At 72.1% G+C, this 25,777-nt stretch carries 23 protein-coding genes and 1 tRNA gene; 9 read left to right on the forward strand and 15 right to left on the reverse strand.

What is annotated here, in order from left to right; translation table 11 throughout:
* Nucleotides 1-12: 12 nt before the first annotated feature.
* Nucleotides 13-1,296, reverse strand: a complete 1,284-nt coding sequence (locus tag R2D22_RS23560; RefSeq protein ID WP_318106643.1) for an NsdA family TPR-like regulatory protein — start codon at nucleotides 1,294-1,296, stop codon at nucleotides 13-15.
* A 226-nt stretch (nucleotides 1,297-1,522) separates the two neighbouring features.
* Here R2D22_RS23560 and R2D22_RS23565 point away from each other — a divergent pair, with 226 nt between their 5' ends.
* A complete protein-coding gene (locus R2D22_RS23565) occupies nucleotides 1,523-1,981 on the forward strand; it encodes a hypothetical protein (RefSeq protein ID WP_318106644.1) in 459 nt (152 codons plus the stop codon).
* A 66-nt stretch (nucleotides 1,982-2,047) separates the two neighbouring features.
* A complete protein-coding gene (locus R2D22_RS23570; RefSeq protein ID WP_318106645.1) occupies nucleotides 2,048-2,914 on the forward strand; it encodes a spermidine synthase in 867 nt (288 codons plus the stop codon).
* Nucleotides 2,915-2,927: 13 nt separating this feature from the next.
* On the opposite strand, the gene R2D22_RS23575 is transcribed toward R2D22_RS23570, so the two are convergent.
* Entirely contained in the window at nucleotides 2,928-3,266 is a 339-nt protein-coding gene (locus R2D22_RS23575; RefSeq protein WP_318106646.1) for a DUF6422 family protein, read from the reverse strand.
* A 101-nt stretch (nucleotides 3,267-3,367) separates the two neighbouring features.
* Nucleotides 3,368-3,895 (reverse strand): hypothetical protein, encoded by a 528-nt coding sequence (locus tag R2D22_RS23580; protein ID WP_318109951.1) that lies wholly within the window; start codon nucleotides 3,893-3,895, stop codon nucleotides 3,368-3,370.
* Between the two features lie 52 nt (nucleotides 3,896-3,947).
* Between R2D22_RS23580 and R2D22_RS23585 the strand changes: the two genes are divergently transcribed.
* The 3 genes from R2D22_RS23585 to R2D22_RS23595 all read left to right on the forward strand — a co-directional run bounded on the left by R2D22_RS23585 (nucleotide 3,948) and on the right by R2D22_RS23595 (nucleotide 7,669).
* Nucleotides 3,948-4,646, forward strand: a complete 699-nt coding sequence (locus R2D22_RS23585) for a response regulator transcription factor (protein WP_318106647.1) — start codon at nucleotides 3,948-3,950, stop codon at nucleotides 4,644-4,646.
* The gene (locus tag R2D22_RS23590) at nucleotides 4,643-6,025 is read left to right on the forward strand and encodes a HAMP domain-containing sensor histidine kinase (protein WP_318106648.1); all 1,383 of its coding nucleotides are present in this window, start codon (nucleotides 4,643-4,645) and stop codon (nucleotides 6,023-6,025) included. The genes R2D22_RS23585 and R2D22_RS23590 overlap by 4 nt, the downstream gene beginning before the upstream one ends.
* A gap of 156 nt (nucleotides 6,026-6,181) precedes the next feature.
* A complete protein-coding gene (locus R2D22_RS23595; protein ID WP_318106649.1) occupies nucleotides 6,182-7,669 on the forward strand; it encodes a glycoside hydrolase family 18 protein in 1,488 nt (495 codons plus the stop codon).
* Between the two features lie 118 nt (nucleotides 7,670-7,787).
* Here the strand turns inward: R2D22_RS23595 and R2D22_RS23600 are convergent, their stop codons facing one another.
* The 4 genes from R2D22_RS23600 to R2D22_RS23615 form a co-directional block, all read right to left on the reverse strand.
* Nucleotides 7,788-9,089 carry an ABC transporter substrate-binding protein gene (locus tag R2D22_RS23600; protein ID WP_318106650.1) on the reverse strand — a complete coding sequence of 434 codons (1,302 nt, stop codon included), beginning with the start codon at nucleotides 9,087-9,089 and terminating at the stop codon, nucleotides 7,788-7,790.
* Between the two features lie 118 nt (nucleotides 9,090-9,207).
* Nucleotides 9,208-9,280, reverse strand: a tRNA-His gene (locus tag R2D22_RS23605).
* Between the two features lie 116 nt (nucleotides 9,281-9,396).
* Nucleotides 9,397-9,999: an oligoribonuclease gene (gene orn, locus R2D22_RS23610; protein WP_318106651.1), complete on the reverse strand. Its 603-nt coding sequence runs from the start codon at nucleotides 9,997-9,999 to the stop codon at nucleotides 9,397-9,399.
* A gap of 117 nt (nucleotides 10,000-10,116) precedes the next feature.
* Nucleotides 10,117-11,292, reverse strand: a complete 1,176-nt coding sequence (locus R2D22_RS23615; protein WP_318106652.1) for a helix-turn-helix domain-containing protein — start codon at nucleotides 11,290-11,292, stop codon at nucleotides 10,117-10,119.
* Between the two features lie 1,028 nt (nucleotides 11,293-12,320).
* On the opposite strand from R2D22_RS23615, the gene R2D22_RS23625 reads away from it, so the two are divergent.
* Both R2D22_RS23625 and R2D22_RS23630 read left to right on the forward strand, forming a co-directional pair.
* A complete protein-coding gene (locus R2D22_RS23625; RefSeq protein ID WP_318106654.1) occupies nucleotides 12,321-12,842 on the forward strand; it encodes a universal stress protein in 522 nt (173 codons plus the stop codon).
* A 236-nt stretch (nucleotides 12,843-13,078) separates the two neighbouring features.
* Nucleotides 13,079-13,645: a GPR1/FUN34/YaaH family transporter gene (locus R2D22_RS23630; protein ID WP_318106655.1), complete on the forward strand. Its 567-nt coding sequence runs from the start codon at nucleotides 13,079-13,081 to the stop codon at nucleotides 13,643-13,645.
* 221 nt (nucleotides 13,646-13,866) lie between these two features.
* On the opposite strand, the gene glmS is transcribed toward R2D22_RS23630, so the two are convergent.
* Both glmS and R2D22_RS23640 read right to left on the reverse strand, forming a co-directional pair.
* Nucleotides 13,867-15,684 (reverse strand): glutamine--fructose-6-phosphate transaminase (isomerizing), encoded by a 1,818-nt coding sequence (gene glmS, locus R2D22_RS23635; RefSeq protein WP_318106656.1) that lies wholly within the window; start codon nucleotides 15,682-15,684, stop codon nucleotides 13,867-13,869.
* Between the two features lie 57 nt (nucleotides 15,685-15,741).
* Nucleotides 15,742-16,017, reverse strand: a complete 276-nt coding sequence (locus R2D22_RS23640) for a hypothetical protein (protein WP_318106657.1) — start codon at nucleotides 16,015-16,017, stop codon at nucleotides 15,742-15,744.
* Nucleotides 16,018-16,221: 204 nt separating this feature from the next.
* On the opposite strand from R2D22_RS23640, the gene R2D22_RS23645 reads away from it, so the two are divergent.
* Entirely contained in the window at nucleotides 16,222-17,838 is a 1,617-nt protein-coding gene (locus R2D22_RS23645; protein WP_318106658.1) for a beta-N-acetylhexosaminidase, read from the forward strand.
* A 71-nt stretch (nucleotides 17,839-17,909) separates the two neighbouring features.
* A complete protein-coding gene (locus R2D22_RS23650; RefSeq protein WP_318106659.1) occupies nucleotides 17,910-18,863 on the forward strand; it encodes a hypothetical protein in 954 nt (317 codons plus the stop codon).
* A 16-nt stretch (nucleotides 18,864-18,879) separates the two neighbouring features.
* On the opposite strand, the gene R2D22_RS23655 is transcribed toward R2D22_RS23650, so the two are convergent.
* The 6 genes from R2D22_RS23655 to R2D22_RS23680 all read right to left on the reverse strand — a co-directional run bounded on the left by R2D22_RS23655 (nucleotide 18,880) and on the right by R2D22_RS23680 (nucleotide 25,775).
* Entirely contained in the window at nucleotides 18,880-19,551 is a 672-nt protein-coding gene (locus tag R2D22_RS23655) for a hypothetical protein (RefSeq protein WP_318106660.1), read from the reverse strand.
* 196 nt (nucleotides 19,552-19,747) lie between these two features.
* The gene (locus R2D22_RS23660; RefSeq protein ID WP_318106661.1) at nucleotides 19,748-21,520 is read right to left on the reverse strand and encodes an IucA/IucC family protein; all 1,773 of its coding nucleotides are present in this window, start codon (nucleotides 21,518-21,520) and stop codon (nucleotides 19,748-19,750) included.
* Nucleotides 21,517-22,056, reverse strand: a complete 540-nt coding sequence (locus tag R2D22_RS23665; RefSeq protein WP_318106662.1) for a GNAT family N-acetyltransferase — start codon at nucleotides 22,054-22,056, stop codon at nucleotides 21,517-21,519. The genes R2D22_RS23660 and R2D22_RS23665 overlap by 4 nt, the downstream gene beginning before the upstream one ends.
* Nucleotides 22,053-23,324 carry a lysine N(6)-hydroxylase/L-ornithine N(5)-oxygenase family protein gene (locus tag R2D22_RS23670; protein ID WP_318106663.1) on the reverse strand — a complete coding sequence of 424 codons (1,272 nt, stop codon included), beginning with the start codon at nucleotides 23,322-23,324 and terminating at the stop codon, nucleotides 22,053-22,055. Before R2D22_RS23670 ends, R2D22_RS23665 begins: the two co-directional genes overlap by 4 nt.
* The gene (locus R2D22_RS23675) at nucleotides 23,305-24,750 is read right to left on the reverse strand and encodes a pyridoxal phosphate-dependent decarboxylase family protein (protein WP_318106664.1); all 1,446 of its coding nucleotides are present in this window, start codon (nucleotides 24,748-24,750) and stop codon (nucleotides 23,305-23,307) included. The genes R2D22_RS23670 and R2D22_RS23675 overlap by 20 nt, the downstream gene beginning before the upstream one ends.
* Nucleotides 24,751-24,887: 137 nt before the next feature.
* Nucleotides 24,888-25,775 carry a siderophore-interacting protein gene (locus R2D22_RS23680; protein ID WP_318106665.1) on the reverse strand — a complete coding sequence of 296 codons (888 nt, stop codon included), beginning with the start codon at nucleotides 25,773-25,775 and terminating at the stop codon, nucleotides 24,888-24,890.
* Nucleotides 25,776-25,777 lie beyond the last annotated feature (2 nt).

Raw genomic sequence — 25,777 nt, forward strand, 5'->3', positions numbered from 1 at the left:
CGCCCGGGGCGGTCACGACGAGGCGAGGACCTGCCGGGTGGTCTCCAGCATCCGGCGGATCCGGTGCGACTGCACGCCCTCCAGGGAGGCGAGCACCCGCCGCGCCTCCACCGCCGCCTCGTCCGGCCGGCCCGCGCGGGCCAGGTCACCGGCGAGCTGCGCCCGGTAGAGCGCCAGATTGCGGGCGAAGTGCGGGTTCTGCAGGACCGTCGCGCGGTGGGCGTGCCGCGCGGCCCGGCCGTGCTCGCCCAGCGCCGACCAGCACTGGGCCTCCAGGGCCTCCAGCTCCGGTTCGCCGAAGAACGACATCCACTCCGGGTCCGCCTCGCAGGTGCCCTTGGCGAAGAACGTGTGCGCCCGGCCCAACGCCTGCTCGCAGGACGTCCGCTCGCCGAGCCCCGCCCAGGCGCCGGCCTCGCGCAGCGACAGCAGCGCGTGCAGCCGCGCCGACGGCACCACCCGGGCCGCCCGCAGACCGGCCTGCGCGGCCCGTACGGCCTCGCGGAACCGGCCGCCGTCGCGGGCCAGGAACGAGGTGTTGCAGAAGGCGTGCGCCTCCAGGGCCGGATCGTCGGCCACCCGCGCGGTGGCCAGTGCCTCCGCGTAGTGCGAGCGGGCGTCCTCGTGCCGGCCCGAGTCGTGGGCGAGCCAGCCGACAGAGATGGCCAGCTCGCCGGCGCCGGACTGCAGCCGCTCCTCGGTCGAGCGGCGGGCCGCGACGCCCGCGTCGAGCAGCGCGTACGCGGCCCGCAACGGCTGGGCGGCGACCTTGTAGAGGCCCTCGGCGCCGTGCCGGTCGTCGAGCAGCCGGATCCGCCGCACGGCGTCCTCGACGGCCTTGACCTCGGCCTCGCCGATCCGGTGCGGGGACCGGGGGGCGGGGATCGCGGCGGCGCTGCCGCCGAGTCCCAGCGAAGCGGCCGCCACGGTGGCGGTGCCGCTCGTCATGAATGCGCGACGCAGCACGTCGCTCTCCTCATCGTTCCGGGTGGTGCGGGCGGGCGGGGCCGCGCCGGCCGCGGCGTTCGTCCGCCGCCCGCGCACCGCCTCCCGCGCCGCGAAGCCCAGGTCCGCCAGGGACAGACCGGGGAACATGTGCCGGAACACCCGCTCGTACGCGTAGTTGGGGCAGCGGATCTCTCCGGCCTCCACGCGTCCGATGTAGCGGGCGTCGCAGGCGACCTGCTCGCCGATCTCCCGCGCCGCCCGGCGGACCGCCGCGGCGAACTCCGCGGGCGACTGCTGTCCGCGGAGCCTGCGGAAGGCGAGATTGGGAACTGCCCGTGACGTCGCCATGGCCGAGCCCTCTCCTGGTGCTGCCGGTGTTCCGGCGGGGCAAGAACGTACCTGCTGTGACCGGCCGCACACGCGGAATTTGGCTACAAATCGGATACCTCTCCCGCGATCTGCCATGAACTGCCATCCTTTGCGGCGGCGTGCCGCCGTAGCCGTTGACGCCCGCGGACGTTGAACCATGCGGAGAGACGGAACGTGTCTCCTCTGGCACGAGGAGGGGATCCCCTTGTTGGAGACCGGCACGGAGACCGGCCCGCGGACGACGGCGGACCGGCACGACCCCACACCCGACGCGAGCGCCCCGCACGCGGAACCCTGCGACCTCGTGACGGTCCCGGTCCGGCAGGGCCTGGAGGCCGTCGACATCCTGCGCCGCGGCGGCACCCCCGCGGTCGGCCCGGTGCTGCACGACGGGAGCTGCGACACGCTCGGCTTCCTCGTGCCGCCCGGTACCGCGGACGGCTGGGACATGCCGGGCAGCGCCTGTACCCGGACCTCGGGGCGCGGCCTGCGCATCCCCGACCTCCCCGAGGTGCCCGCCGGGGACGCCGGGGACGGCGCCGCCCGCCCCGCCGACTGGCTGCTGCCGCCGGGCGACACCGACCCGGTCACCGACCCGGCCGTCCTGCGCGAGGCGCTCGGCGAGGCGGCCCGGCTGATCGAGGCGGCCGACGGCTGCCACTGACGGCGAGGGCTGCCCCTCCTCGACGCCGATAAGCGGCGGTCCGTCCTCGATGCCGATAATGGACAAGTGGCAAGGAACAAGCAGCGCGACCGGACGGCGACCGCCGGACCCGTCGTCCAGACCGTCGACGGCGGCCTCGCCGAACTCATACCCGACCGGGAGCGCCCCCGCGGCTGGACGCTGCTGATCGACGGCGCCCCGCAGTCGCACGTGGACCTGGACGACCCGGCCCACCTCTCCTTCGAGTACCAGCGGCGCCTCGGCCACATCGTGGACCTCGTCGCCCCGCCGAACCGGCCGCTCCAGGTCGTCCACCTCGGCGGCGGAGCCTTCACCCTCGCCCGGTACGTCGCCGCGACCCGGCCCCGCTCCACCCAGCAGATCGTGGAGCTCGACGGGTCCCTGGTCCAGCTCGTCCGCCGCGAACTGCCGCTCGACTCCGGGGCCCGGATCCGGGTCCGCTCCACCGACGCCCGCGCCGGGCTCGGCAAGGTCCAGGACGGCTGGGCCGACCTGGTCGTCGCCGACGTCTTCAGCGGCGCCCGTACGCCCGCCCACCTGACCAGCACCGAGTTCCTCGGCGAGGTGCGCCGCGTGCTGCGGCCCGGCGGCTTCTACGCGGCCAACCTGGCCGACGGCCCGCCGCTCGCGCATCTGCGCGGCCAGATCGCCACCGCCGCCGCCGTCTTCCCCGAGCTGGCGCTCACCGCCGACCCGACCGTCCTGCGCGGCCGGCGCTTCGGCAACGCCGTCCTGCTCGCCTCCGACGTCCCGCTGCCCGTCGCCGAACTGACCCGCCGGGTCGCCGGCGACCCGCACGCCGGCCGGGTCGAACACGGCCGCGCGCTCGCCGACTTCACCGGCGGCGCGACCCCGGTCACCGACGCGAGCGCCAAGCCCTCGCCGGTACCGCCGGCGTCGGTGTTCCGGTAGGCCGACCGGTCGTTCAGAGCTCGATGTGGTCCGAGTCCGGGTGCCCGCAGACCTGCATCCCGGGTGGGGAGCCGAGGTCGGGGATCGAGGAGTCGAACCACTTGCCGATGCAGAAAGAGCTGTCGGAACCCTTGAAGCCCCGGCACCCGCAGGTGTGCGGGGTCGGCGGGTGCTCCAGCTCCGCCATGCAGGGCCGGCCGACGAAGTCACGCAGGTCGGGTGTCAGCTCCGCCCCCGAGTCGCGGATCATCGTGGCGGCCTTCCGCCGGGCCTCGATGAGCAGCGTCGCTGCCTCCGCGAGCACCCGGAACTGCTCCTCGGTCCGGTCGATCCGCTTCTCGTAGTCGTTCACGGGCCCTCCTCGGAGTCGTCGAGGCTGCCGTCGTACCAGAGCTCCCGGGGCGGTCCCGGCGTGGCACGCGCAGGTTCCGCGGAAGGGTGCCCGGACGGACGTCAGCGGTCGTCGATCTCGACCCGGGGCGCGCTGTCGTGCCAGACGCAGAAGACCGACAGCTCGCGGCCGTCCCGGGTGAACGTGACCCGGATCCAGGTCGGCTGCTTCCAGACCTGCATCTGCCAGCCGGCGGCCGGGGTGGCCGTGACCAGCTCCGCCGAGGTGTCGCCCAGGTCGAAGACGACCCGGCCGCCGTCCACGGTGTAGCTCTTCACGCGGCCGCTGTCCGGCTTCTTCGTGGCGGTGGGTCTGCGCGGCGGCGCGGACGTCGGGGACTTCGCGGGGGTGTCCGGGGTCCGCGTGGCCGGGGGGGTGGGCTCGACGGGCCGCCGCGTCGACGAGGCCACCGGCGTGCTCGGCTCCCCGGCCGGCGTCACCGCGCCCGCCGGGATGGGCAGCGCGAGGGGCGGGTCGTACACCGTCCCGGCCATCACCGTGTGCACGCCCCACCACGAGAGCGTGACCGCCGCGCCGGTGGCGAGCGACCACGCCAGGGCGTGTACCAGTCCTCTTCGCATCGCGGCCATCATGCCCCACGCCCCCGGACCCGTGTCCCCCGGATGGCGTACGGTGCCGCCCATGGCAAGTGTGCTCGTGGTCGAGGACGACCAGTTCGTGCGCTCGGCCCTCATCCGGCATCTGACCGACGCCTCCCACACCGTACGGAGCGTCGGCACCGCCCTGGAGGCGCTGCGCGAGGTCGCCCATTTCCGGTTCGACGTGGTCATCCTCGACCTCGGACTGCCCGACCTGGACGGATCCGAGGCCCTGAAGATGCTGCGCGGCATCACCGACGTGCCGGTGATCATCGCGACCGCGCGGGACGACGAGGCGGAGATCGTCCGGCTGCTCAACGACGGCGCGGACGACTACCTCACCAAGCCGTTCTCGGTGGAGCACCTGTCCGCGCGGATGGCCGCCGTGCTGCGCCGCGCGCGGTCCGCGGGTGAGGCGCCGCCGAGCCGGGTCATCACGGTGGGCGGGCTGTCCATCGATCCGCTGCGCCGCCAGGCCGAACTGGACGGCGCCGCGCTCGACCTGACGCGACGGGAGTTCGACCTGCTGACCTTCCTGGCCGGCCGGCCCGGGGTCGTCGTACCGCGCAAGGAGCTGCTGGCCGAGGTGTGGCAGCAGTCGTACGGGGACGACCAGACCATCGACGTGCATTTGTCATGGCTGCGGCGGAAGTTGGGCGAAACGGCCGCCCGGCCCCGCTATCTGCACACCCTGCGCGGGGTGGGCGTGAAGCTCGAACCGCCGCGGGAGCAGCTGCCGTGAGATGGGCACTGGTCAAGGTGTCGCTCGCCGTCACCGCCATGGTCGTCATCGCCTTCGCCGTGCCGCTGGCGCTGGTCGTCAAGGAGATGGCCAGCGACCGGGCCTTCTCCAACGCCGAACGGCGGGCCTCCGGCCTCGCGCCCGTGCTCGCCATCACCACCGACCGCGCGGAACTGGACCGGGCCGTCGCCAGCACCGAGGACGGCGCGGCCGGCCGGCTCGCCGTGCACGTCCCGGCCGGCGACGAGCCCGGACAGGGTGCCGCCGCGATCGGCACCCGGCGGGCCGCCGAGGAGGACCTGCGGACCACCCGCCGGCTCGGCCGGGCCACCGTCGTCGAGGTGCCGGGCGGCTCGGTGCTGCTCCAGCCGACCGCGGTCGGCTCCGGGCGGGTCGCGATCGTGGAGCTGTTCGTGCCCGAGGGCGAGCGGTCCAACGGCGTCGCCACCGCGTGGCTGGTCCTGGCCGGGGTCGGCGTCGCGCTGATCGTCGGGTCCGTGGCGGTCGCCGACCGGCTCGGCGTACGGATGGTCCAGCCGGCCCAGCGGCTTGCCGGGGCCGCGCACGACCTGGGCGAGGGGCGGCTCGGCGCGCGGGTGCCCGAGGAGGGGCCGCCCGAGCTGAAGTCCGCCGCGGTCGCCTTCAACTCGATGGCCGACCAGGTCGTCCGGCTGCTCGCCAACGAGCGCGAGCTGGCCGCCGACCTGTCGCACCGGCTGCGCACCCCGCTGACCGTGCTGCGGCTCAACGCCGCCTCGCTGGGCTCGGGCCCGGCGGCCGAGCAGACCAGGGCCGCCGTGGAGCAGCTGGAGCGCGAGGTCGACATCATCATCCGCACCGCCCGCGAGGCCAAGCCGCAGACCGCGGCGGCCGGTCCCGGCGCGGGCTGCGACGCCTCCGAGGTCGTCCGGGAGCGGATGGAGTTCTGGTCCGCGCTCGCCGAGGACGAGGGCCGCAAGGTGCGGGTCGCCGGCATCGAGCGCCCGGTCCGCATCCCGGTCGCCCGCCCCGAACTCGTCGCCGCGCTCGACGCGCTGCTCGGCAACGTCTTCCGGCACACGGCGGAGGGCACCGCGTTCTCCGTCGACGTCCACAACGGCGAGGACGCCGTGATCGTCCTCGTCTCGGACGCCGGCCCCGGCATCGCCGACCCGACCGCGGCCCTGGCCCGCGGCAACAAGGGCGACCGCGCCGGCTCCACCGGCCTCGGCCTCGACATCGTCCGCCGCATGGCCGAGGCGACCGGCGGCGACGTCCGCATCGGCCGCTCGGTCCTCGGCGGCACCGAGGTCCGCATCTGGATCGGCCTGGGCGGCCGGTGGACGGGGGCGACCGGGGGCCGCCGAGGCGGCAGGGCGGCCCGCCGCAGGCGGGGCTGAGCGGGGGATCACGGCCCTCAACCTTTGCTCGCCTTGATGCGTCCCTTAAGCGGAGCCTAAGAATCCCAACCCCGGGCCACTGGTGGGCATTTGTCCGAATCCAGGTCGCTAGCGTGCTGCCGCACCCCACCCCCGTAACGCAGAGGCAGGCACGCGATGGGTACCAGTTCGCATCGGCGCAGGGCGAGCGGCCGGACGAAGGCCGTGGGCGCGGTCGTCGCGGCCGCGGTGATCGGTGGCGCGGTGTTCGCGCTCACCGGTACGGCGCAGGCGTCGGCCGTCGGCGCCGCGTACACCAGGACCAGCTCCTGGACCGGCGGCTACACCGGCCAGTACGTCATCACCAATGAGACCTCCAGCGTCCAGTCGGGGGGCTGGACGCTGGAGTTCGACCTGCCCGAGGGCACCACGATCGGCTCGCTGTGGAACGGCGAGCACACCGTCTCCGGGCGGCACGTCACCGTGAAGCCCGCGAGCTGGAACAAGGAGCTCGCGCCCGGCCGGTCGGTCACCGTCGGCTTCGTGACCTCCGCGAGCGGCGCCGCGGGCGACCCGAGCGGCTGCCTCATCAACAAGGTGTCCTGCTCGGTCGACACCGGCGCGACCCCGCAGCCCAGCGGCCGCCCCACCGAGCAGCCCACCATCGCCCCCACCACGGCGCCGACGGCCACCGCGACCCCCACGGTCAAGCCGACGCCGACCCCCACCGCCACGGCGACCGCCACCCCCACCGCGCCCCCGGCCGGCGGCGGCGCCGCGAAGTACGCCCCGTACGTCGACACCTCGCTCTACCCGGCGTACGACCTGCTCGCCACCGCCGAGGCCACCGGCGTGAAGGAGTTCAACCTCGCCTTCATCACCTCCGGCGGCGCCTGCGCCCCGCTGTGGGGCGGCGTCACCGATCTCGCGAGCGACAAGGTCGCCGCCCAGATCGGCGCCCTGCGGGCCAAGGGCGGCGACGTCCGGGTCTCCTTCGGCGGCGCGGCCGGTCACGAGCTCGCGCTGAACTGCTCGACCTCCTCCGCCCTCGCCGCCGCGTACGGCAAGGTCGTCGACCAGTACAGGCTGACCAAGGTCGACTTCGACATCGAGGGTGCGGCGCTGCCGGACACGGCCGCCAACACCCGCCGCTCCCAGGCCATCGCGGCGCTCCAGAAGTCCCACCCGGACCTGAACGTGTCCTTCACGCTGCCGGTGATGCCCGAGGGCCTGACCCAGCCCGGCGTCGACCTGCTCGCCGACGCGAAGAGGAACGGCGTCCGCGTCGACGCGGTCAACATCATGGCGATGGACTACGGGCCGGCCTACAGCGGCGACATGGGCACCTACGCGGTCCAGGCCGCGACAGCGACCCAGGCGCAGATCAAGGGCGTCCTCGGGCTGTCCGAGGCGGCCGCCTGGAAGGCCGTCGCGGTCACCCCGATGATCGGCGTCAACGACGTCGCCAGTGAGATCTTCAAGGTCGACGACGCCACCCAGCTGGTCGACTTCGCGAAGTCGAAGGGCCTCGGCTGGCTGTCCATGTGGTCCTCGACCCGGGACAAGCAGTGCGCGGCCGGCGCGGTGAACCACGCCGACGCGACCTGCTCGTCGATCCTCCAGCAGCCGCTGGCCTTCACCAGGGCGTTCGCCGCGTACAAGTAGGCCCTCCGGACCCGAGCAGGCCATTTCGCCCCCCACCCGCGCGCCCCGGTCGGTCCCCCCCCCCCCATCCGACCGGGGCGCGCCCCTGCCCGCCTGCCGGCCGAAGACCGCGAGGAGGTCACAGGTCCAGGGCGTCGTCGATCGCCGTCACGGCCGCGTCCCAGCCCTCCTGGGCCGACGCGCCCTTCTGGTCGACCTGGAGCATCCCGATGTCGGCCAGGTTCTGCGAGATGACCAGGTCCTTCGGGCCGACGGCCGCCACCGGTACGCCCTGCGCGGCCCGGGCGAAGATCGTGCCGATCGGCGCGCCGCCGAAGTACGGGTGGGTGGCGCCGGCCACCACGGGGAGCGCGTACGCGGCCGAGGCGCTCGGGAAGCTGCCGCGCTTCTCGAAGAGCGTCGCCTGCTGGGCGGGCGCGGTCAGCCACGCGGCGAGCCGGGCGGCCTCCGCCCGGTGCTTCCCGGCGGACGGGACGACGAGGAACGAGCCGCCCCAGTTGCCGGGCTTCGGCGCGGCGGCCACGTCCCACTTGTCCTTGCCGGCCGGACCGGACTTGTCCTGGATGTGGCCGAGCATCCAGGCCGGGCAGGAGACGGTGGCGAACGTGCCGTCGGCGAAGGCCCGGTCCCAGGCGGGGGTGAACTGCTGGAGCCGGGCCGTCAGGCCGCCGGTCGCGAAGGCGGCGGCGAGGTTCCAGGCGTCCTTCACGGCCGGGTTCGTCTTGTAGACGACCTCGCCGTCCTTGTCGTAGAAGCGCTCGTCGCCGCTGCCGGTGACGGCCGCCAGGACACCGGACGCGGAGTCGACGAACGCCGTCCCCTCGGGCTCGCCGGCCTGGTAGCGGGTGCCGACGTCCAGGTACTTCCGCCAGTCGCCCGCCCACAGCGCGCCGACCACCTCCCGGTCGGTGGGCAGCCCGGCCTTCTCGAACAGGTCCTTGCGGTAGCAGATGCCCTGCGGCCCGATGTCGGTGCCGAGTGCGACGGTCCTGCCGTCCCGGGCCGTGCCCTGCGCCCACTTCCAGGGCAGGAAGGCGCCCCGGTCGACGCCGGGGGCCCGGCCGAGGTCCTCCAGCTCGCGGGACCGGGTGGCGGTGACCTCGGCGATGTTGCCGGCCTCGACGACCTGGACGTCGGCGAGGCCGGAGCCGGAGCCGAGGTGGGCCAGCAGCTGCGAGTGGTAGTTCTCGTTGCGCTCGATCGAGGTCTGTCTGATCGTGACCTCCGGGTGCAGCCGCGTGTACGCGTCGTAGAGACCGGCCTCTTCGAACCCGAAGGCCCCGAAGACCCCCACGGTGAGCGTGACCGGCCCGCCGCCCGTACCCCCGCCACCCGCGCCGCCCCCGCCGGGATCCTCCGCGCAGCCGCCCAGCAGGGCCGCGCCGAGTGCGGCGACGACGGGGATGAGGCTTCTGCGCATGGCGTCCTCCCGGTGCATGCGACGTGCCAAGGCATCGGCCACGTTAGGGGCTGGACGCCGGGACCCCGGGGAACGGCGAAGGGCCGGTCTGTTTCCAGACCGGCCCTTCACTCGTCAGGGTGAGTAACGGGACTCGAACCCGCGACATCCTGGACCACAACCAGGTGCTCTACCAGCTGAGCTATACCCACCACGACCGGCGGTTCACCCGAAGGTTTCCCCGACCGGCCGAGAAGAAGTCTACAGGGTCCGGGAGGGTGCTCGCGCCCGCATTGTTTTCGGGCGCGAGCCGCAGGTCAGTGCCCGGTCATTCGGTGGGCAGGACGTGCTTGGCGGCGATCTGGCGGGCCGTCTCGGAGTCCGGTCCGGGCTGCGGGACGAAGATCGCCTCACGGTAGTAGCGCAGCTCGGCGATGGATTCGCGGATGTCGGCGAGCGCCCGGTGGTTGCCGTTCTTCTCCGGACTGTTGAAGTACGCCCTCGGGTACCAGCGGCGCGCCAGTTCCTTGACCGAGGAGACATCGACGATCCGGTAGTGGAGGTAGCTCTCCAGGGCGGACATGTCGCGGGCGAGGAAGCCGCGGTCGGTGCCGACCGAGTTCCCGCACAGCGGAGCCTTGCGGGGCTCCTTCACGTGCTCGCGCACGTAGGCGAGGACCTGGGCCTCGGCGTCGGCGAGGGTCGTCCCGCCGGCCAGCTCTTCGAGGAGCCCGGAGGCGGTGTGCATCTCGCGCACCACGTCCGGCATCGTCTCCAGGGCCGCCTCGGGCGGTCGGATCACGATGTCCACGCCGTCCCCGAGCACGTTCAGTTCCGAGTCGGTGACCAGCGCGGCCACCTCGATGAGTGCGTCGTCCGTCAGCGAGAGCCCGGTCATCTCGCAGTCGATCCACACCATGCGATCGTTCATGCGTCCTACCTTAGGGGGTGCCCCGCCTGCCGAGCCGGGCTCGCGGGCCCCCTGATGACCGGACGGGCGCCCGGGGGGTCTCCCCGGGCGCCCGTCGTACGGCTCAGGACCGCGTGCTCAGGTCGCGCTGCGCGGGCCCGGCAGGGCGGGCCTGCCGGAGGCGTACGCGTCCGACTGCGGCTTGCCCGGTTCCGGGCCGAGCGGGCCGCCCGGGCGACGGGCGCCGGGCGACGCCTGCGCCGGGACCACCGGGTCCAGGACGGTCGTCGCCGCGTCGCCCTGCGGACGGCGGGCCCGGTAGGCGGCCCGGTACGCGGCGGGCGAGGAGCCCAGCTGGCGGCGGAAGTGACCGCGCAGCGCCACCGGCGAGCGGAAGCCGCAGCGGCCCGCGACCTCGTCGACCGAGTAGTCCGACGTCTCCAGGAGCCGCTGGGCCTGGAGCACCCGCTGGGTGATCAGCCACTGGAGCGGCGCGGAGCCGGTCAGTGAGCGGAACCGGCGGTCGAACGTGCGGCGTGACATGTACGCGCGCGCCGCGAGCGTCTCCACGTCGAACTGCTCGTGGAGGTGCTCCAGCGCCCAGGCGACGACCTCGGCCAGCGGGTCGGCGCCGATCTCCTCCGGTAAAGATCGATCGAGATAGCGCTCCTGACCGCCGCTGCGCCGCGGCGGGACGACCAGCCGGCGCGCCAGCGCGCCCGCGGCCTCCGTGCCGTGGTCGGTCCGCACGATGTGCAGGCAGAGGTCGATGCCGGCCGCGGTGCCCGCGGAGGTCAGCACGTCCCCGTCGTCGACGAACAGCTCCCGCGGGTCCACGTGGACCGACGGGTAGCGCTTGGCGAGCGTCGGCGCGTACATCCAGTGTGTGGTGGCCGGCCTGCCGTCGAGGAGCCCGGCAGCGGCGAGCACGAACGCGCCGGTGCACAGCCCGACGATCCTGGCCCCCTCCTCGTGCGCCCGGCGGATCGCGTCGAGCGCCTCCGGCGGCGGCGGGGACGTGATCGAGCGCCAGGCCGGCACGACGACCGTGCCCGCCCTGCTGATCGCGTCCAGGCCGTACGGCGCGGTGAGCTCGAGTCCCCCCGTGGTCCGTAGCGGACCTTCCTCTCCGGCGCACACCAGCAGCCGGTAGCGCGGCACGCCGGCGTCCTGCCGGTCGATTCCGAACACGGAGAGCGGGATGGAGCTCTCGAAGATGGGGCCGCCGCTGAACAGCAGCACCGCGACGACTTCGCGACGACGGCGCCCGGAGAGTTTCCGTGCGGCCTCCGGCGCGGCGGAGTCCTGGCTCATGACGCTAAGCCCCCCTCGGTGTTCGCGTCTCCCTGGTCCTGTCGCTCCTGCACGTTTCCCCTCGGTTTTGCACGAGTCCCCAGCCTTCGATACCCATGATCGAATCTACTGCGTCCCGTGGCGCCGGCGTGACAAGTTCTCGATCCGGCACATTGTCGACAAGGCAACTTGGCGCGAAGCATTCGATCAGGAAGCGTTCCACTCACGGGCCGCGCAGGGAAGTGCGCGTCGCGTGCATGGCCCGTCCCCGTACGGTGCGTACGCCCGCCGCGGGGCTTTCCTCCCTGGTCGCACCGGGGTTGCGGGGTGGTTCCGCCAAGGACTCGCCGGTCGGGCGAAGTTGGCTGAAAACCTACGGGTGCGTGCGTGCGAACCCGTCATCTTCACGGGCTTTCCCGCGGGCGTTCCGGCGGGAAATCCTGCCGCGATCCTGACACGGACGCGGAGTCCGGAAATCGGACGCCGCCCGGACCCCGGAGCGCGCGGGCCCCGGGCCCCGCTCCGACCGGCACAGCAGCATCCGGCAGACCGCCGTCACCGCGGCCAGGCCGAGCGCCGTGCCGGCGGCCCCGCCGAGCGAGCCACCGCAGACGACGAGCAGTACCGGGCCCAGGGCGCAGCCGAACACCGCCCAGCGGACCACGTCCCCCGCCGGCTGTGCGGCGGCCGGTGATGCGGGCACGGAACGGCTCCCTCGGGGTTCGTCGGATCCGGTGACCCCGTGGCAACGAGGAGCGGAACGTTCCGGTCACTGCCGACGCGTCCGTTCGGCCCCGTGTCGGCCCCGTACGGACACCTGTAGGGCACAACCGGCATTGCCATATCGGGACGGGCTCGTGCATGCTCCCTGGAACGCCGTGTGGATGCCGCGTGTGGGACGGTCGGCCCTGGGCAGGAGAGGAGTGGCGCCGTACCCTTGGGGGTATGGGGTTGGGAAGATGATTCCCGGACACAGCTCCGACGCCAACCGTCGTTCCGTTCGACTGCTTCCTCGTTTCCTCCCAAGGACCTGATTCGCCGAGACACCGATGGCCGGTCACGAATTCCCCGAACCCGCGGACCGCAAGCGCGTCGCCGACTCCACGGTCGACCCCCTCGCGGTCGAACAGCCACGTCACGCCTGCGACCCGGCCTTCCGGCACGGGGTCGTGGTGGGCTTCGACGGCTCGACGTCCAGTGAGCGCGCCCTCGCGTACGCCATCGGCATGGCCCGCCGCTCCGGCTCCGGCCTGATCATCGTGCATGTCGCGAACAGGCTGCCCACCACCGTCTGGGCGGGCTGCGAGCCGCCGGTCTTCGTCGACGTACCGGATCACCGCACCGAGGTCCTCGGCCTGGAGCTGGCCTGCGCCGACTATCTCAGCGAGGTCCCCTGGATCCTCGTCGAGCGCGGCGGCGACATCTGCCACGAGCTGGAGGAGGTCGGCCGGGAGTACTCCGCCGACGCCATCGTGGTCGGTTCCACGCAGGGCATCGTCGGGCGGATCTTCGGCTCGGTGGCCGGCCGCCTCGCGCGCCGCGCGCAGCGGCCCGTCGTCGTCATCCCGTAGCGCCGCCCCGTACAACCCCGTAGAGCCGTCCCTTGGCGCAGTCCCGGCGCTCCCGTCCCACCGGTCACGGCAGTCCCGTCGTGGCGCGAACTGTCCGTCAACTCCCGCCGTGCGACGACAAATTCCGCCACCGTCAGGTGAATTGTGTGCTTGTGAAGGGTACATAAAGGCCACCGGAACCAGCACCGGGGAACCAGCACCCCACGCAGCACAACTGCACCTGAAGGGAGCCCGCCGTGGACAACGACGTCGCCGGGGGGAACAGCACCTCCACTCTCGGCCAGCTCGCACTCGGACTGACACTCCTCGCCTTCGGCATCGGCAGCACCGGTGTGATCGACAACGTCGCGGCGTCCGACGCCGCGTCCCTCGCGACCTGGGTCGGCGGGGTCGCCCTCTTCCTCGTCGGACTGCTCGCGCTGCGCGCGGGCAACGGCGGTGAGGGCACGGCGTATTCGGCGCTCGGCGCCTTCTGGTTCACCTGGGGCACCGCGGCGGGCGGCGAGTCGTCCGCCGAGGCGACCGGGGTGTTCCTCCTGCTGTGGGCGCTCCTCGCGCTCACGCTGACCATGGCGGCCAAGGGCAGCGGCCTGTTCGGACAGGGCGTCTACGGGCTGCTGTTCGTCTCGCTGGCGCTGTCCGGCATCGCGTCGCTGGCGGGCAACGACGGGCTCGGCAAGGCGGGCGGCTGGGTCGCCGCGGTCGCCGGTCTCGCGGCCTGGTACGGCGCGACGGCGGCGGTCGCCAACTGGCCGACGTCCCTCGGGCGCGCCGCGGGCCGGGGAGTGACGGCCACCGGCTGACGCGGCCACGACGGGTCCGTCGCCTCTGGGCGGAGGCGGTGGACCCAGGAAAGAGAGCGGTCCCCGCGCACGGGTGGCGTGCGCGGGGACCGCTCTGGTGTCCGGTCGGGCGTCCGGCGTCCGGGGACAGGCCGGAAGGTGCCGGACGGGCTTTCCCGACCGTGGCCGAACTCCGGGGGACAGGCCCGGAGGCGGCCCAGGGGGACGGACCCCCGGGGCTGCTACTCGACCGTGACGGACTTGGCCAGGTTGCGCGGCTTGTCGATGTCGCGGCCCATGGCGAGCGCCGTGTGGTAGGCGAAGAGCTGCAGCGGGATGCCCATCAGGATGGCGTCCAGCTCGTCCTCGTTCTTCGGCACGACGATGGTGTGGTCGGCCTTCTCCTGCGGCTGGTGCGCGACCGCGAGGATGCGGCCGCTGCGGGCCTTGATCTCCTCCAGGGCGGCGCGGTTCTTCTCCAGCAGGTCGTCGTCGGGGACGATCGCGACGGTCGGCAGGGCCGGCTCGATCAGGGCGAGCGGGCCGTGCTTCAGCTCGGAGGCCGGGTAGGCCTCGGCGTGGATGTAGGAGATCTCCTTGAGCTTGAGGGAGGCCTCCAGGGCGACCGGGTAGCCGCGCACGCGCCCGATGAACATCATCGACTGGGCGCCCGCGTACTCCTCGGCGAGCTTCTTGATCTCGTCCTCGTTCTGGAGGATCTCGCCGATCTGCTCGGGCAGCTTGCGCAGGCCCTCGATGATGCGCTTGCCGTCGGTGACGGACAGGTCGCGGATCCGGCCGAGGTGCAGGGCGAGCAGCGCGAAGGCGACGACCGTGTTGGTGAAGCACTTCGTGGAGACGACGCAGACCTCCGGGCCGGCGTGCACGTACACGCCGCCGTCGGCCTCGCGGGCGATCGCCGAGCCGACGACGTTGACGACGCCGAGGACGCGGGCGCCCTTGCGCTTCAGCTCCTGGACGGCGGCCAGCACGTCGTACGTCTCACCCGACTGGGAGACCGCGATGTACAGGGTGTCGGGGTCCACGACCGGGTTGCGGTAGCGGAACTCGGAGGCCGGCTCGGCGTCCGCGGGGATGCGGGCCATGGACTCGATCAGGCCGGCGCCGATGAGACCGGCGTGGTACGAGGTGCCACAGCCGAGGATCTTGATCCGGCGGATGGTGCGGGCCTCGCGCGGGTCGAGGTTCAGGCCGCCGAGGTGCACGGTGGAGAAGCGGTCGTCGATCCGGCCGCGCAGCACGCGGTCGACCGCGTCGGGCTGCTCGGAGATCTCCTTGTGCATGTACGTGTCGTGACCGCCCATGTCGAACGAGGCGGCCTCCCACTCCACGGTCTCCGGGGTGGCCGTGGTGGACGTGCCGGAGGTGGTGTACGTGCGGAAGTCGTCGGCCTTGAGGGTGGCCATCTCGCCGTCGTCGAGGGTGACGACCTGGCGGGTGTGCGCGATCAGGGCGGCGACGTCGGAGGCGACCAGCATCTCCTTCTCGCCGATGCCGAGGATGACCGGGGAGCCGTTGCGGGCGACGACGATGCGGTCGTTGAAGTCGGCGTGCATCACGGCGATGCCGTAGGTGCCCTCGATGACCTTGAGCGCCTCGCGGACCTTCTCCTCCAGGGTGGTGGCCTGGGAGCGGGCGATCAGGTGGGTGATGACCTCGGTGTCGGTCTCGGAGGCGAAGACGACACCGTCCGCCTCGAGCTTCGCGCGCAGCTCGGCGGCGTTGTCGACGATGCCGTTGTGGACGACGGCGACCTTGTTCTCGGGGTCCAGGTGCGGGTGCGAGTTGATGTCGCTCGGCGCGCCGTGCGTGGCCCAGCGGGTGTGGGCGATGCCGGTGGTGCCGGTGAAACGCTTGGGGACACGGGCCTCCAGGTCGCGGACCCGGCCCTTGGCCTTGACCATCTTCAGGCCGGCCGCCTTCGGGCTGGTGATGACCATGCCCGCCGAGTCGTAACCCCGGTACTCCAGCCGCGCCAGACCTTCCAGCAGCAGCGGAGCCACGTCGCGCTTACCGATGTAACCGACGATTCCGCACATATAGGTGAACCCCTCCTGGTTGTGGTGTGCCCCGGCCGTCCTGTGGCCGCCGGCTTCTCAGCCGTAGACGATGCGGCGCAGCTGGCGGAGCGAGAGCTCCGGCGGCGCCACGGCGCGGTGCGGCAGTTCGGCCGCGATGCGCTCGAAGATCTCGGAGTTCACCGATCCGCCGGACTGCAGTTCGCGGTGACGGCGGCGGACGAACTCCTCGGTCGTCTCGTCGAAGTACGCCAGCACGTCGAGCACCACCCGGGCCGCCTCACCGCGCGGGAGCGCGGTGCTGCGCACCAGGTGGTCGATGAGGTCGTCGTGCGACGGGCGGCGATCGAGCACCCGTGAATACTGGGCGAGCGACGCGCGCTTTGCAAGAATCCTGCCCGATTTCGGGCAAGGGTGTTCATGATCACGCCCCTGAGAGCCGAAATTGGTCTACACCTTGACGCCTGATGGGGTGCACGGTACGGATGGTGACTGTTCGGTTACGGATGCTCCACAGTCGCACAAGCCCATCGACACGCCCGTTGAAAGGGACTGCCTGTGAGACAGCGCAGAACGTTTCCCGCGTTTCCCCGTGTGCTCGGCGCCCTGCTGCTCGTCGCGGCGGCCGGGATCTCCTGTGTCGCGGCCTCGCCCGCGGCGGCCGGTGCCGTCGTCGAGCCCGTGACCCGGCCGCTCGGGCAGGTGGTTCCCGCGCCCGCGTCGGTCAGCCCCGGGGGCGCCCCGTTCACCTTGACCGCCACCACCCGCATCCGGGTCGACCAGGACTCCGCGCCTGCCGTGGCCGTCGGCGAGTACCTCGCCGGGCTCCTGCGCCCCTCCACCGGCTACCCGCTGCCCGTCACCGACGACACGGGGCGCGGCGGGATCCTGCTGCGGCTCAGCGACCGGGACACCGCCCTCGGCGACGAGGGGTACCGCCTGCAGTCCGGCCGGGGCGGTGTCACCCTCACCGCCCGCACGCCCGCCGGTCTCTTCCACGCGGTCCAGACGCTGCGCCAGCAGCTGCCCTCGGCGGTGGAGCGGCGGACCGTACAGCCGGGGCCCTGGAACGTCGCCGGTGGCACCGTCACCGACACGCCCCGGTACGCCTGGCGGGGCGCGATGCTCGACGTCTCCCGGCACTTCTTCACGGTCGACCAGGTCAAGCGCTACGTCGACCAGCTCGCCCTCTACAAGATCAACAAGCTGCATCTGCACCTCAGCGACGACCAGGGCTGGCGGATCGCCGTCGACTCCTGGCCCCGCCTCGCCACCTACGGCGGCTCCACCCAGGTCGGCGGCGGAGCGGGCGGGTACTACACCAAGGACGACTACAAGGCGATCGTCGCCTACGCGGCCTCCCGCCATCTCGAGGTCGTCCCCGAGATCGACATGCCCGGCCACACCAACGCGGCCCTCGCCTCGTACGCCGAGCTGAACTGCACCGGGATCGCGCCGCCGCTCTACACCGGCACCGACGTCGGGTTCAGCTCGCTGTGCGTGGCCAAGGACGTCACGTACGACTTCGTGGACGACGTGATCCGCGAGCTCGCCGCGCTCACCCCCGGCCAGTACCTCCACATCGGCGGCGACGAGGCGCACTCCACCAGCCACGCCGACTACGTCGCCTTCATGAACCGGGTCCAGCCGCTGGTCGCGAAGTACGGCAAGACCGTCGTCGGCTGGCACCAGCTCACCGGCGCCACCCCGGCCGCCGGCGCGCTCGCCCAGTACTGGGGCCTCGACGGCACCTCCGCCGCCGAGAAGGAGCAGGTCGCCGCCGCGGCACGGGGCGGCACCGGGCTGATCCTGTCGCCCGCCGACCGGATCTACCTCGACATGAAGTACGACCGGAACACCGAACTCGGCCTCGCCTGGGCCGGCTACGTCGAGGTGCAGCGCTCCTACGACTGGGACCCGGGCGCGTACCTGCCCGGCGCGCCCGCGTCGGCGGTACGGGGCGTCGAGGCGCCGCTGTGGACCGAGACCCTCTCCACGTCCGCGCACCTCGACAAGATGGCGTTCCCGCGCCTCCCGGGCGTCGCGGAACTCGGCTGGTCCCCGGCCGCGACGCACGACTGGAACGCCTACAAGCCGCGCCTCGCGGCTCAGGGGCCGCGCTTCGAGGCCCTCGGCATCGACTATTACCGTTCGCCGCAGATCCCCTGGCCGTAGGCCCGGCCGGGGGTCAGCCGGGTGGCGGGGCTCTGCGTGCGCGGCGGGGCGGTGGCACGAAGACTGGCGGCATGACCGTGCCGCCAGGGGAGCCGTCCCGCCCTGCGCCCGAGCCCGCGCCACCGAGGGAGGCCCCCGAGCCTGCGCCTCCGAGGGCGTCGTACCTCGCCAAGGCGGCGTACGTGGTGGCGCCGGGGACCGTGGTCATCGGCCTGCTCTACTACTTCGGCAGCGTGTATACGGACAACTACTACGCGACCTTCGGCGTGCCGTCGGCCGACCTCCAGCTCTCCGTCCAGGCGTACCTGGCGAAGAGCCCGCAAGCGGTCTTCGGCCCGGTGTGGTTCCTGCTTGTCTGCGGACTGGTCGCGCTGCTGGTGCTCGGCCGGATCGGCCACGCGCTGGACCGCCCCGGGAGGGAGCGCCGGCGCCGCATCGTGTGCCGGTGGTTCCTCGTCGTCGGCCTTCTCATGGCGATGCTGGGTTTTCGCTTCTTCTTCGTGGACGAGATCCCGCTGCTCCCCGCGAACCGGTGGTGGACCCCGTACGTCCCGACCCTCGTGGTGGCGCTGGGCGCCACTCTGGCGTTCTTCGCGGTGCAGCAGCGTCTGCAGCACATGGCGAACGGCACGGGCCGCGAGGGGACCGCCGAACAGATGTGGTCCGCGGGCGGCGCCCTGCTGATCGCACTGCTGGCCATGAGCCTCTTCTTCGGCATGACCCGGTACGTGGCCGAGACGGGGACGACCAAGGCATGGGAGGCCATCGAGGCGGGGCATGCGGAGAGCCTGCCGGTGGTGGTCTACTCGCGCATTCCGGTCACGCACGACGCGAAGGGCATCACCCACAAGGACATGGGCGCCGACAAGGGGCCGTTCCGGCACCGATACGTCGGATTCCACCTGCTCGTGAAGTCCCCGTCCCGCTACTACCTGGTCTCCTACGTCTCGCGGTACAAGGACCATCTGACCGTCGTGCTGCCCGACGACGACACCGTGCGTGTGGCGTTGACCTCGCCCGGCTGATGAGCTCGGGCCCGGGCTAGGTCGGCTCGGGGTTGGTGGGGTCAGGGTTGGTGGGGTCAGGATCGGTCGGGTCGGTCGGGTCGGTGGGGTCGGTCGGGTCGGTCGGGTCGGTGGGGTCGGTCGGGTCGGTGGGGTCCGTGGGGTCCGTCGGATCGGTCGGATCGGTCGGGTCCGTGGGGTCGGTCGGGTCGGTGGACTCGCCGGAGACCGCCTCCCCGAAGAAGGGCGCTGCGAGCGTCTCGCCCTGCGAGGTCCGGATGGTCAGCGATCCGCTGTAGCGCCCGGCCTCGTACGGCGTGACGTCGACGGGGATCGCGCACTTCCCGAACGGGGGCAGAGGCGTGGGGCAGCCTGCGAGACTCGTCGCTGCCGCGAAATTGTTCGAGGAGCCGGAGGGCCTCGCCTCCGCGCTCTCGATGGTCATGGGCTCGTCCGAGTGGCTCTCGACGCTCATCTCCACGCGCTTCGTCTCGCCCACCTTGGCGGTAGGGACGCGGGCGGGCCTGACCCGACCGCCTCCCCCCTTGCCCGGGAAGAGCTTCCCCACCGTGTCGCCCGATGCCGTCTCCTGGCTCGTCGGCGTCGGTGTGACCACGGCGTCGCCGCCGGATCCGCCCCCGCAGGCCGCCGACGCGGCGAGGGCCACGATCAGGGCCGTTCCCGCGAGGCCGCGGGCGATTCGAGTCATCACGGCGTCAGCACCTCCGCTCCCGGCCGGCGCGTCCCGGCCCGGGGGTCAACCTTCCACAGCGACGCTGAGTGGTCGACGAGATCCGTTCGGTGACACAGGGTGATCGCCTGAATGGAGGGGGAGGCGTGCCCAGGGGCGCGGAAACGGAGCCGGCGGCCCGGGGGGACCGTACCCCCGGGCCGCCGGCCGGTCTCTATCGGGCGAACCGCGCGATCGGGTTCACCAGGTCGCCGACGAGCTGCAGCGCGCCGGACGGGTCCGCCAGGTCCACCATCTGCTTGTTGTTGCGCAGCTGGAGGCGGTTGAGGGCGGAGAGGGCGAAGGTGCCGGCGAACATGTCGTACCGGGCGAACTTGTCCGCCAGCTCCGGGACCGACTCCTGGTAGCTGTGGACGCAGGCCGCGACCGTCTCCCAGAAGCCGTCCTCGTCGAGTACGCCCTCCGCCGCCAGCGTCGCCGCCAGGAAGCGGAAGAAGCAGTCGAAGACGTCGGTGAAGACCGACAGCAGCTTCATGTCCTCGGGGACGTCGGCACGGATCCGCTCCACCGCCGGCGGCAGGACCGCGGCCGGGTCCATCACGCAGATCTCCTCGGCGATGTCCTTGAACACCGCGCGCACCACCGCGCCCCGCTCGTCGAGGACCAGGATCACGTTCTCGCCGTGCGGCATGTACGCCAGGTCGTACGCGTAGAAGCTGTGCAGCACCGGAAGCAGGTAGGCGTCCAGGTACCGGGTCAGCCATTCCTTCGGCGGCAGGCCCGAGCGACGGATCAGCGCCGCCGCGAGCGACTTGCCCTCGTGGTCCACGTGGAGGAGGGAGGCCATCGTCGCGAGCCGCTCGCCCTGCTCAAGACCGGCCACCGGGCTCTCCCGCCACAGCGCCGCCAGCATCTTGCGGTACGGGGAGTAGCGGTCGGTCGCCGCCTCGTACTCCAGGTGCCGGTAGCCGATCGCCGCGCGCTCGCGGATGATCGAGAAGCGGGCGTCCTTCAGCACCGGGTCCGCCTCGATCAGGCCCGCCAGCCAGTCGTTGATCGCCGGCGTGGCCTCCATGTACGCGGCCGAAAGGCCCCGCATGAAGCCCATGTTGAGCACCGAGAGCGCCGTCTTGACGTAGTGCTTCGACGGGTCGGAGGTGTTGAAGAACGTGCGGATCGACTGCTGGGCCAGGTACTCGTCGTCGCCCTCGCCCAGGTAGACGAGGCGCTCCTGTGCCACCTCCGCCGCGAACGTGACGGACAGTTTGTTCCACCACTGCCAGGGGTGCGCCGGCATCAGCAGGTAGTCGGCCAGGTCCAGGCCGCGCGACGCCAGCGTCTCGGCGAAGCCGTCGACCGCCGTGTCGCCCAGTTCCGCGCGGATGAAGGAGTCGTACGCGATGTCCGCGCCGGCCGTGAAGGTGGTGCGGTCGCGGCGCGCGGCCAGCCAGATCAGCCGGATCGGGGACGCGGCCTCCGGGGCGTACGCGCGGTACTCGTCCACGCCGAAGCCGAGCCGGCCGTTGTTGGCGACGAAGCACGGGTGGCCCTCGGTCATCCCGGTCTCGATCGCCTGGAAGTCCGCGCCGGCCAGCTCCGCGGCGGTGATCCGGGGCTTGGTCGCCTTGTACGCCGTGCCGGCCAGGGTGGAGGTGATCTCCTCCAGGTAGACCGGCAGGATCTCGTCCGTCAGGGCCAGCGCATTTCGCAGTTCGGTGATGAACTCCAGGGCGTCCAGGGGGAGTTCCGTGCCTCTTCGGCTGCGGGTGATCGACTCCGGCTCGATCTGCCAGTGGTCCAGGGCATAACGGGTCGCGGTGAAGCGGTACTCCGTCCTGCCGTCGTCCGACAGCACCCGGTACGTGCCGTTCCCGAGGTCCTCCGGCGCCAGCAGGCGCTCGTGGGCGAACTCGGCCAGGCCCTTGCGGATCAGCGCGCGGTTGGCGTCGGCCCAGCGGGCAGGGGTGAGGTGCGCGACGGGGTTCATATGGCGGCCCCCGAGACGCCCACGGCGGCCTCGAACTGCGCGCGGGTGCAGAAGCTCAGCAGGGCCTTCTTCTCCGGCTTCTGGATCTCCCGATCGGGGACGAAACCGACGGCCTCGTTCAGTGCGTGCACCGCCGTGTTGCGGACGTCCGGCTCGACCACCACGCGGGCGGCCGCCGGGTCGGCGAACAGCTCGCGCATCACGGCGGTGATGACCCTGCGGGTGAAGCCGTGCACCGGGGTGTCGGACGGCGCGACGAGGAAGTGCATGCCGACATCGCCGGGCTGCGCCTCGTACAGGCCGACCAGGTCCACCTTCGCCGGGTCGTAGCGCTCCATCAGGAAGGCCGGCTCGCCGTCGACGAGGCCGATGAACGCGTCGTGGTGCGGGTGGGCGGCGATCGCCATGTACTCGCGCTCCACGTCCTGGAGTTGCGCCTCCTGCATCATCCAGAAGGCCGCCTTGGGGTGCGTGACCCACGGATGGATCAGCTCGGCGTCCTTCAGGGGGTCGAGGGGGCGGAAGGTCACGGTCATGCGGCGAACTCCTGGAAGGCGATGGTCTTCTCGACGGGGTAGTACTCGCGGCCGAGCATCTCCCGGACGATGTACGCGTTGCGGTACGCGCCCATGCCCAGGTCGGGCGAGGTGATGGAGTGGGTGTGGACGCCGGCGTTCTGCAGGAAGACGGCGCGGCCCGTCGTGTCGATCGAGTAGTTGCGGGCCACGTCGAAGCGGCCCTGTCCGTCCCAGCGGAGGCGGTCGCGGACCGGCTCCAGGAAGGCGGGGACGGAGTACTTGTAGCCGGTGGCGAGGATCAGGCCCTCGGTGTCCACCGTGAAGTCCTTCTCCTGCTCCTCCTGGTGGAAGCCCAGCGTGTACGTGCCGCTCGCCCCGTCGTACGCGGCCGTCCGCAGCGCCGAGTTGGTGAGGAGGCGGGTGGCGACCGGGCCGGCCAGGTTCTTCTGGTAGAGCAGGTCGAAGATGGCGTCGATCAGCTCGCCGTCGATGCCCTTGAACAGGCCCTTCTGCTGGGTCTCCAGCCGGTAGCGGGTCTGCTCGGGGAGGGCGTGGAAGTAGTCCACGTACTCCGGCGAGGTCATCTCCAGGGTGAGCTTGGTGTACTCCAGCGGGAAGAAGCGGGGGGAGCGGGTCACCCAGTTCAGCTGGTAGCCGTGGACGTCGATCTCGGAGAGCAGGTCGTAGTAGATCTCGGCGGCGCTCTGGCCGCTGCCGACCAGGGTGATCGACTTCTTGCGCTGGAGCGCCTCCTTGTCGGGGAGGTAGCGCGAGTTGTGGATCGCGTCGCCGCCGAGGTCCCGGCAGGACTCGGGGACGTACGCGGGGGTGCCGGTGCCGAGGACCAGCCGGGCCGCGCGGAACGTTTCTCCGGTGTCCGTGGCGACGACGTACTGCCCCGCCGTCTCGTCGTACGTCACCTGCGTCACGGTCGTCGAGAAGCGGACGCCGCTCAGCTTGCCGGCGGCCCAGCGGCAGTAGTCGTTGTACTCGGTGCGCAGCGGATAGAAGTTCTCGCGGATGTAGAACGAGTACAGCCGGCCCTTCTCCTTCAGGTAGTTGAGGAAGGAATACGGCGACGTGGGGTCGGCCAGGGTGACCAGGTCGGACATGAACGGCGTCTGGAGGTGGGCGCCTTCGAGGAACATCCCCGAGTGCCACTCGAAGTCCGGCTTGGACTCAAGGAAGAGGCCGTTCAGCTCGTCGATCGGCTCGGTGAGGCAGGCCAGGCCGAGGTTGAAGGGGCCGAGCCCGATGCCGATGAAATCAAGAGGCTGCGTGGACAAGGGTCTCTCCCAGGTACTGCTCGGCGTGGCCGGCGATCAGGTCAAGGACGGCGGCGATGTCGGCGACCGTCGTCTCGGGGTTGAGCAGGGTGAACTTCAGGTACTGCCGGCCGTCGACCCTGGTGCCCGCGACCACGGCCTCGCCGGAGGCGAAGAGCGCCTTGCGGGCGTAGAGGTTGGCGCGGTCGATCTCGGCGGGGGAGGTGACGGCGGCGGGGATGTAGCGGTAGACGAGCGTGGAGAGCTGGGGGGCGACGACCACGTCGTAGCGCGGGTCGGCGGCGAGCAGGGCGTGGCCGGCCTCGGCGAGGTCGCAGACCTCGTCGAAGAGCTCGCCGACGCCGTCGGCGCCCATCACACGCAGGGTCATCCACAGCTTGAGCGCGTCGAAGCGGCGCGTGGTCTGGAGCGACTTGTCCACCTGGTTGGGGATCTGCTCGGCCACCGTGCGGCGAGGATTGAGGTAGTCGGCGTGGTACGTGGCGTGCCGCAGGGTGGCGACGTCGCGGACCACCAGCGCCGAGGAACTCACCGGCTGGAAGAAGGACTTGTGGTAGTCCACGGTGACAGAGTCGGCCCGCTCGATGCCGTCGAGGAGGTGGCGGCGGGTGCGCGAGGCGAGCAGTCCGCAGCCGTACGCGGCGTCGACGTGCATCCAGGCGCCGTACTCGGCGGCCAGCGCGGCGATCTCCTGGAGCGGGTCGATGGAGCCGAAGTCGGTGGTGCCGGCGGTGGCGACGATGGCCATCGGGATCAGGCCCTCGGCGCGACAGGCGGCGAGCTCGGCGGCGAGGACCACGGACTGCATCCGCTTGTGCCGGTCGACCGGGATCGGGACGACGGCCTCGCGGCCGAGGCCGAGCAGCTGGGCCGACTTCTGCACGCTGAAGTGGCTGCACTCGGAGGAGAAGATGCGCAGCTTCGACGCGTCCTGCGCTCCGGACTCCTCGCGGGCGAGGAGCAGCGCCTGGAGGTTGGACTGGGTGCCGCCGCTGGTGAACACGCCGTCGGCGGAGGGGCCGAGGCCGATCCGGCCGGCCGTCCAGCCGATCAGTTTCCGCTCGATGAGGGTTGCGCCTGCGCTCTGGTCCCAGGTGTCGAGGCTCGAGTTGACCGCGGAGAGCACCGCCTCGCCGAGCACGGCGGGGATGACGACCGGGCAGTTGAGGTGGCCGAGGTAGCGCGGGTGGTGGAAGTACACGGCGTCGCGGAGGTAGACATCCTGCAGTTCGTCCAGGGCGGCGGAGGTGTCGCCGAGCGGCCGGTCGAGGTCGACGGCGTCGACGACGGGGGCCAGCTCCTGCGGGGTGATGCCGGTGAACGGCCGTCGCGTGGCGGCGAGGTGTTCCGCCACCCGCTCGACTCCTTCGGAGACGGAGCGACGGTAGCGGTCCGCCGTCGCATCGTTGAGCAGGTGCGAGCGCATGGCGATGTGTCCTCCGGACGGAAGAGGGGGCGAGGGGGGTTGCTGTGAAGTTAGGTTAGCCTAACCTAACTTCACGTCGCAACGACCCTCGCCCCCTCGGGACGCGGCAGTTGGCCGGATGTGTGTCTGTGGCGGGGCTATGCCGCCTCGTCCTGGGTGTCGTCCTGGGTGTCGTCCGGGACCTCGCGCAGGGCGTCCTCGGACAGGCCCTTGCGCCAGTAGCCGACGAACGTGACCCGGCGGCGGTCGAGTCCGCGCTCCGCCACGAAATGACGCCGCAGCGCCTTCACGGAGCCGGACTCGCCGGCGATCCACACGTACGGGTCCGCGCCAGGCAGTTCGGCCGCGCGCACCGCCTCCACCGCGGACGGCGCGCCCTCCTCGCGTACCAGCCAGGTGACCGTGGCGTCCGCCTCGGTCGCGAGCTCCATGCGGTCGCCGGAGTGCGGCACTTCGAGGAACACCTGGGCGCGGGTCTCGGCGGGCAGCCACTCCAGGATCGCGGACGCGGCCGGCAGCGCGGTCTCGTCCGCCCAGATCAGTACGGAGTCGGCGTCCTCGGGGAGCTGGAAGCGCACCCCGGTGTTCGCGGGGACGGCCGGGCCCAGGACGACGACCCGGTCGCCGGTCCTGGCCTGCTGGGCCCAGCGGCAGGCGGGGCCGACGCCCGCTGCGTCAGCAGCTGATGTCACACCATGGAGGGCGAAGTCGATGTCGACCTCGTTCGGCTCGGTGCGCTGCTCGCGGACGGTGTACGAGCGCATCACGGCCCGCTCGTCGTCCGGCATCGCGCGCCAGGCGCCCAGGATCGCGTACAGGTCCGGGTCGTCGAGCGGCGGCAGGACGGGGGCTTCCTGGCCGGGGTGCGGCAGGAAGAGGGAGAGCGACTGGTCGCGGCCCCCGGAGGCGAAGTCCTTCAGGTCCGGCCCGGTGAAGGTGACGCGGACCAGGGACGGGCCGAGCCGCCTCGTCCTGTCTACCTGGAGGGGGAAGAACCTGAACGGGGCGGTCTCGGCGTTCGTCATGG

It is taken from the genome of Streptomyces sp. HUAS YS2, from assembly GCF_033343995.1.
GTDB classification, from domain to species: domain Bacteria; phylum Actinomycetota; class Actinomycetes; order Streptomycetales; family Streptomycetaceae; genus Streptomyces; species Streptomyces solicathayae.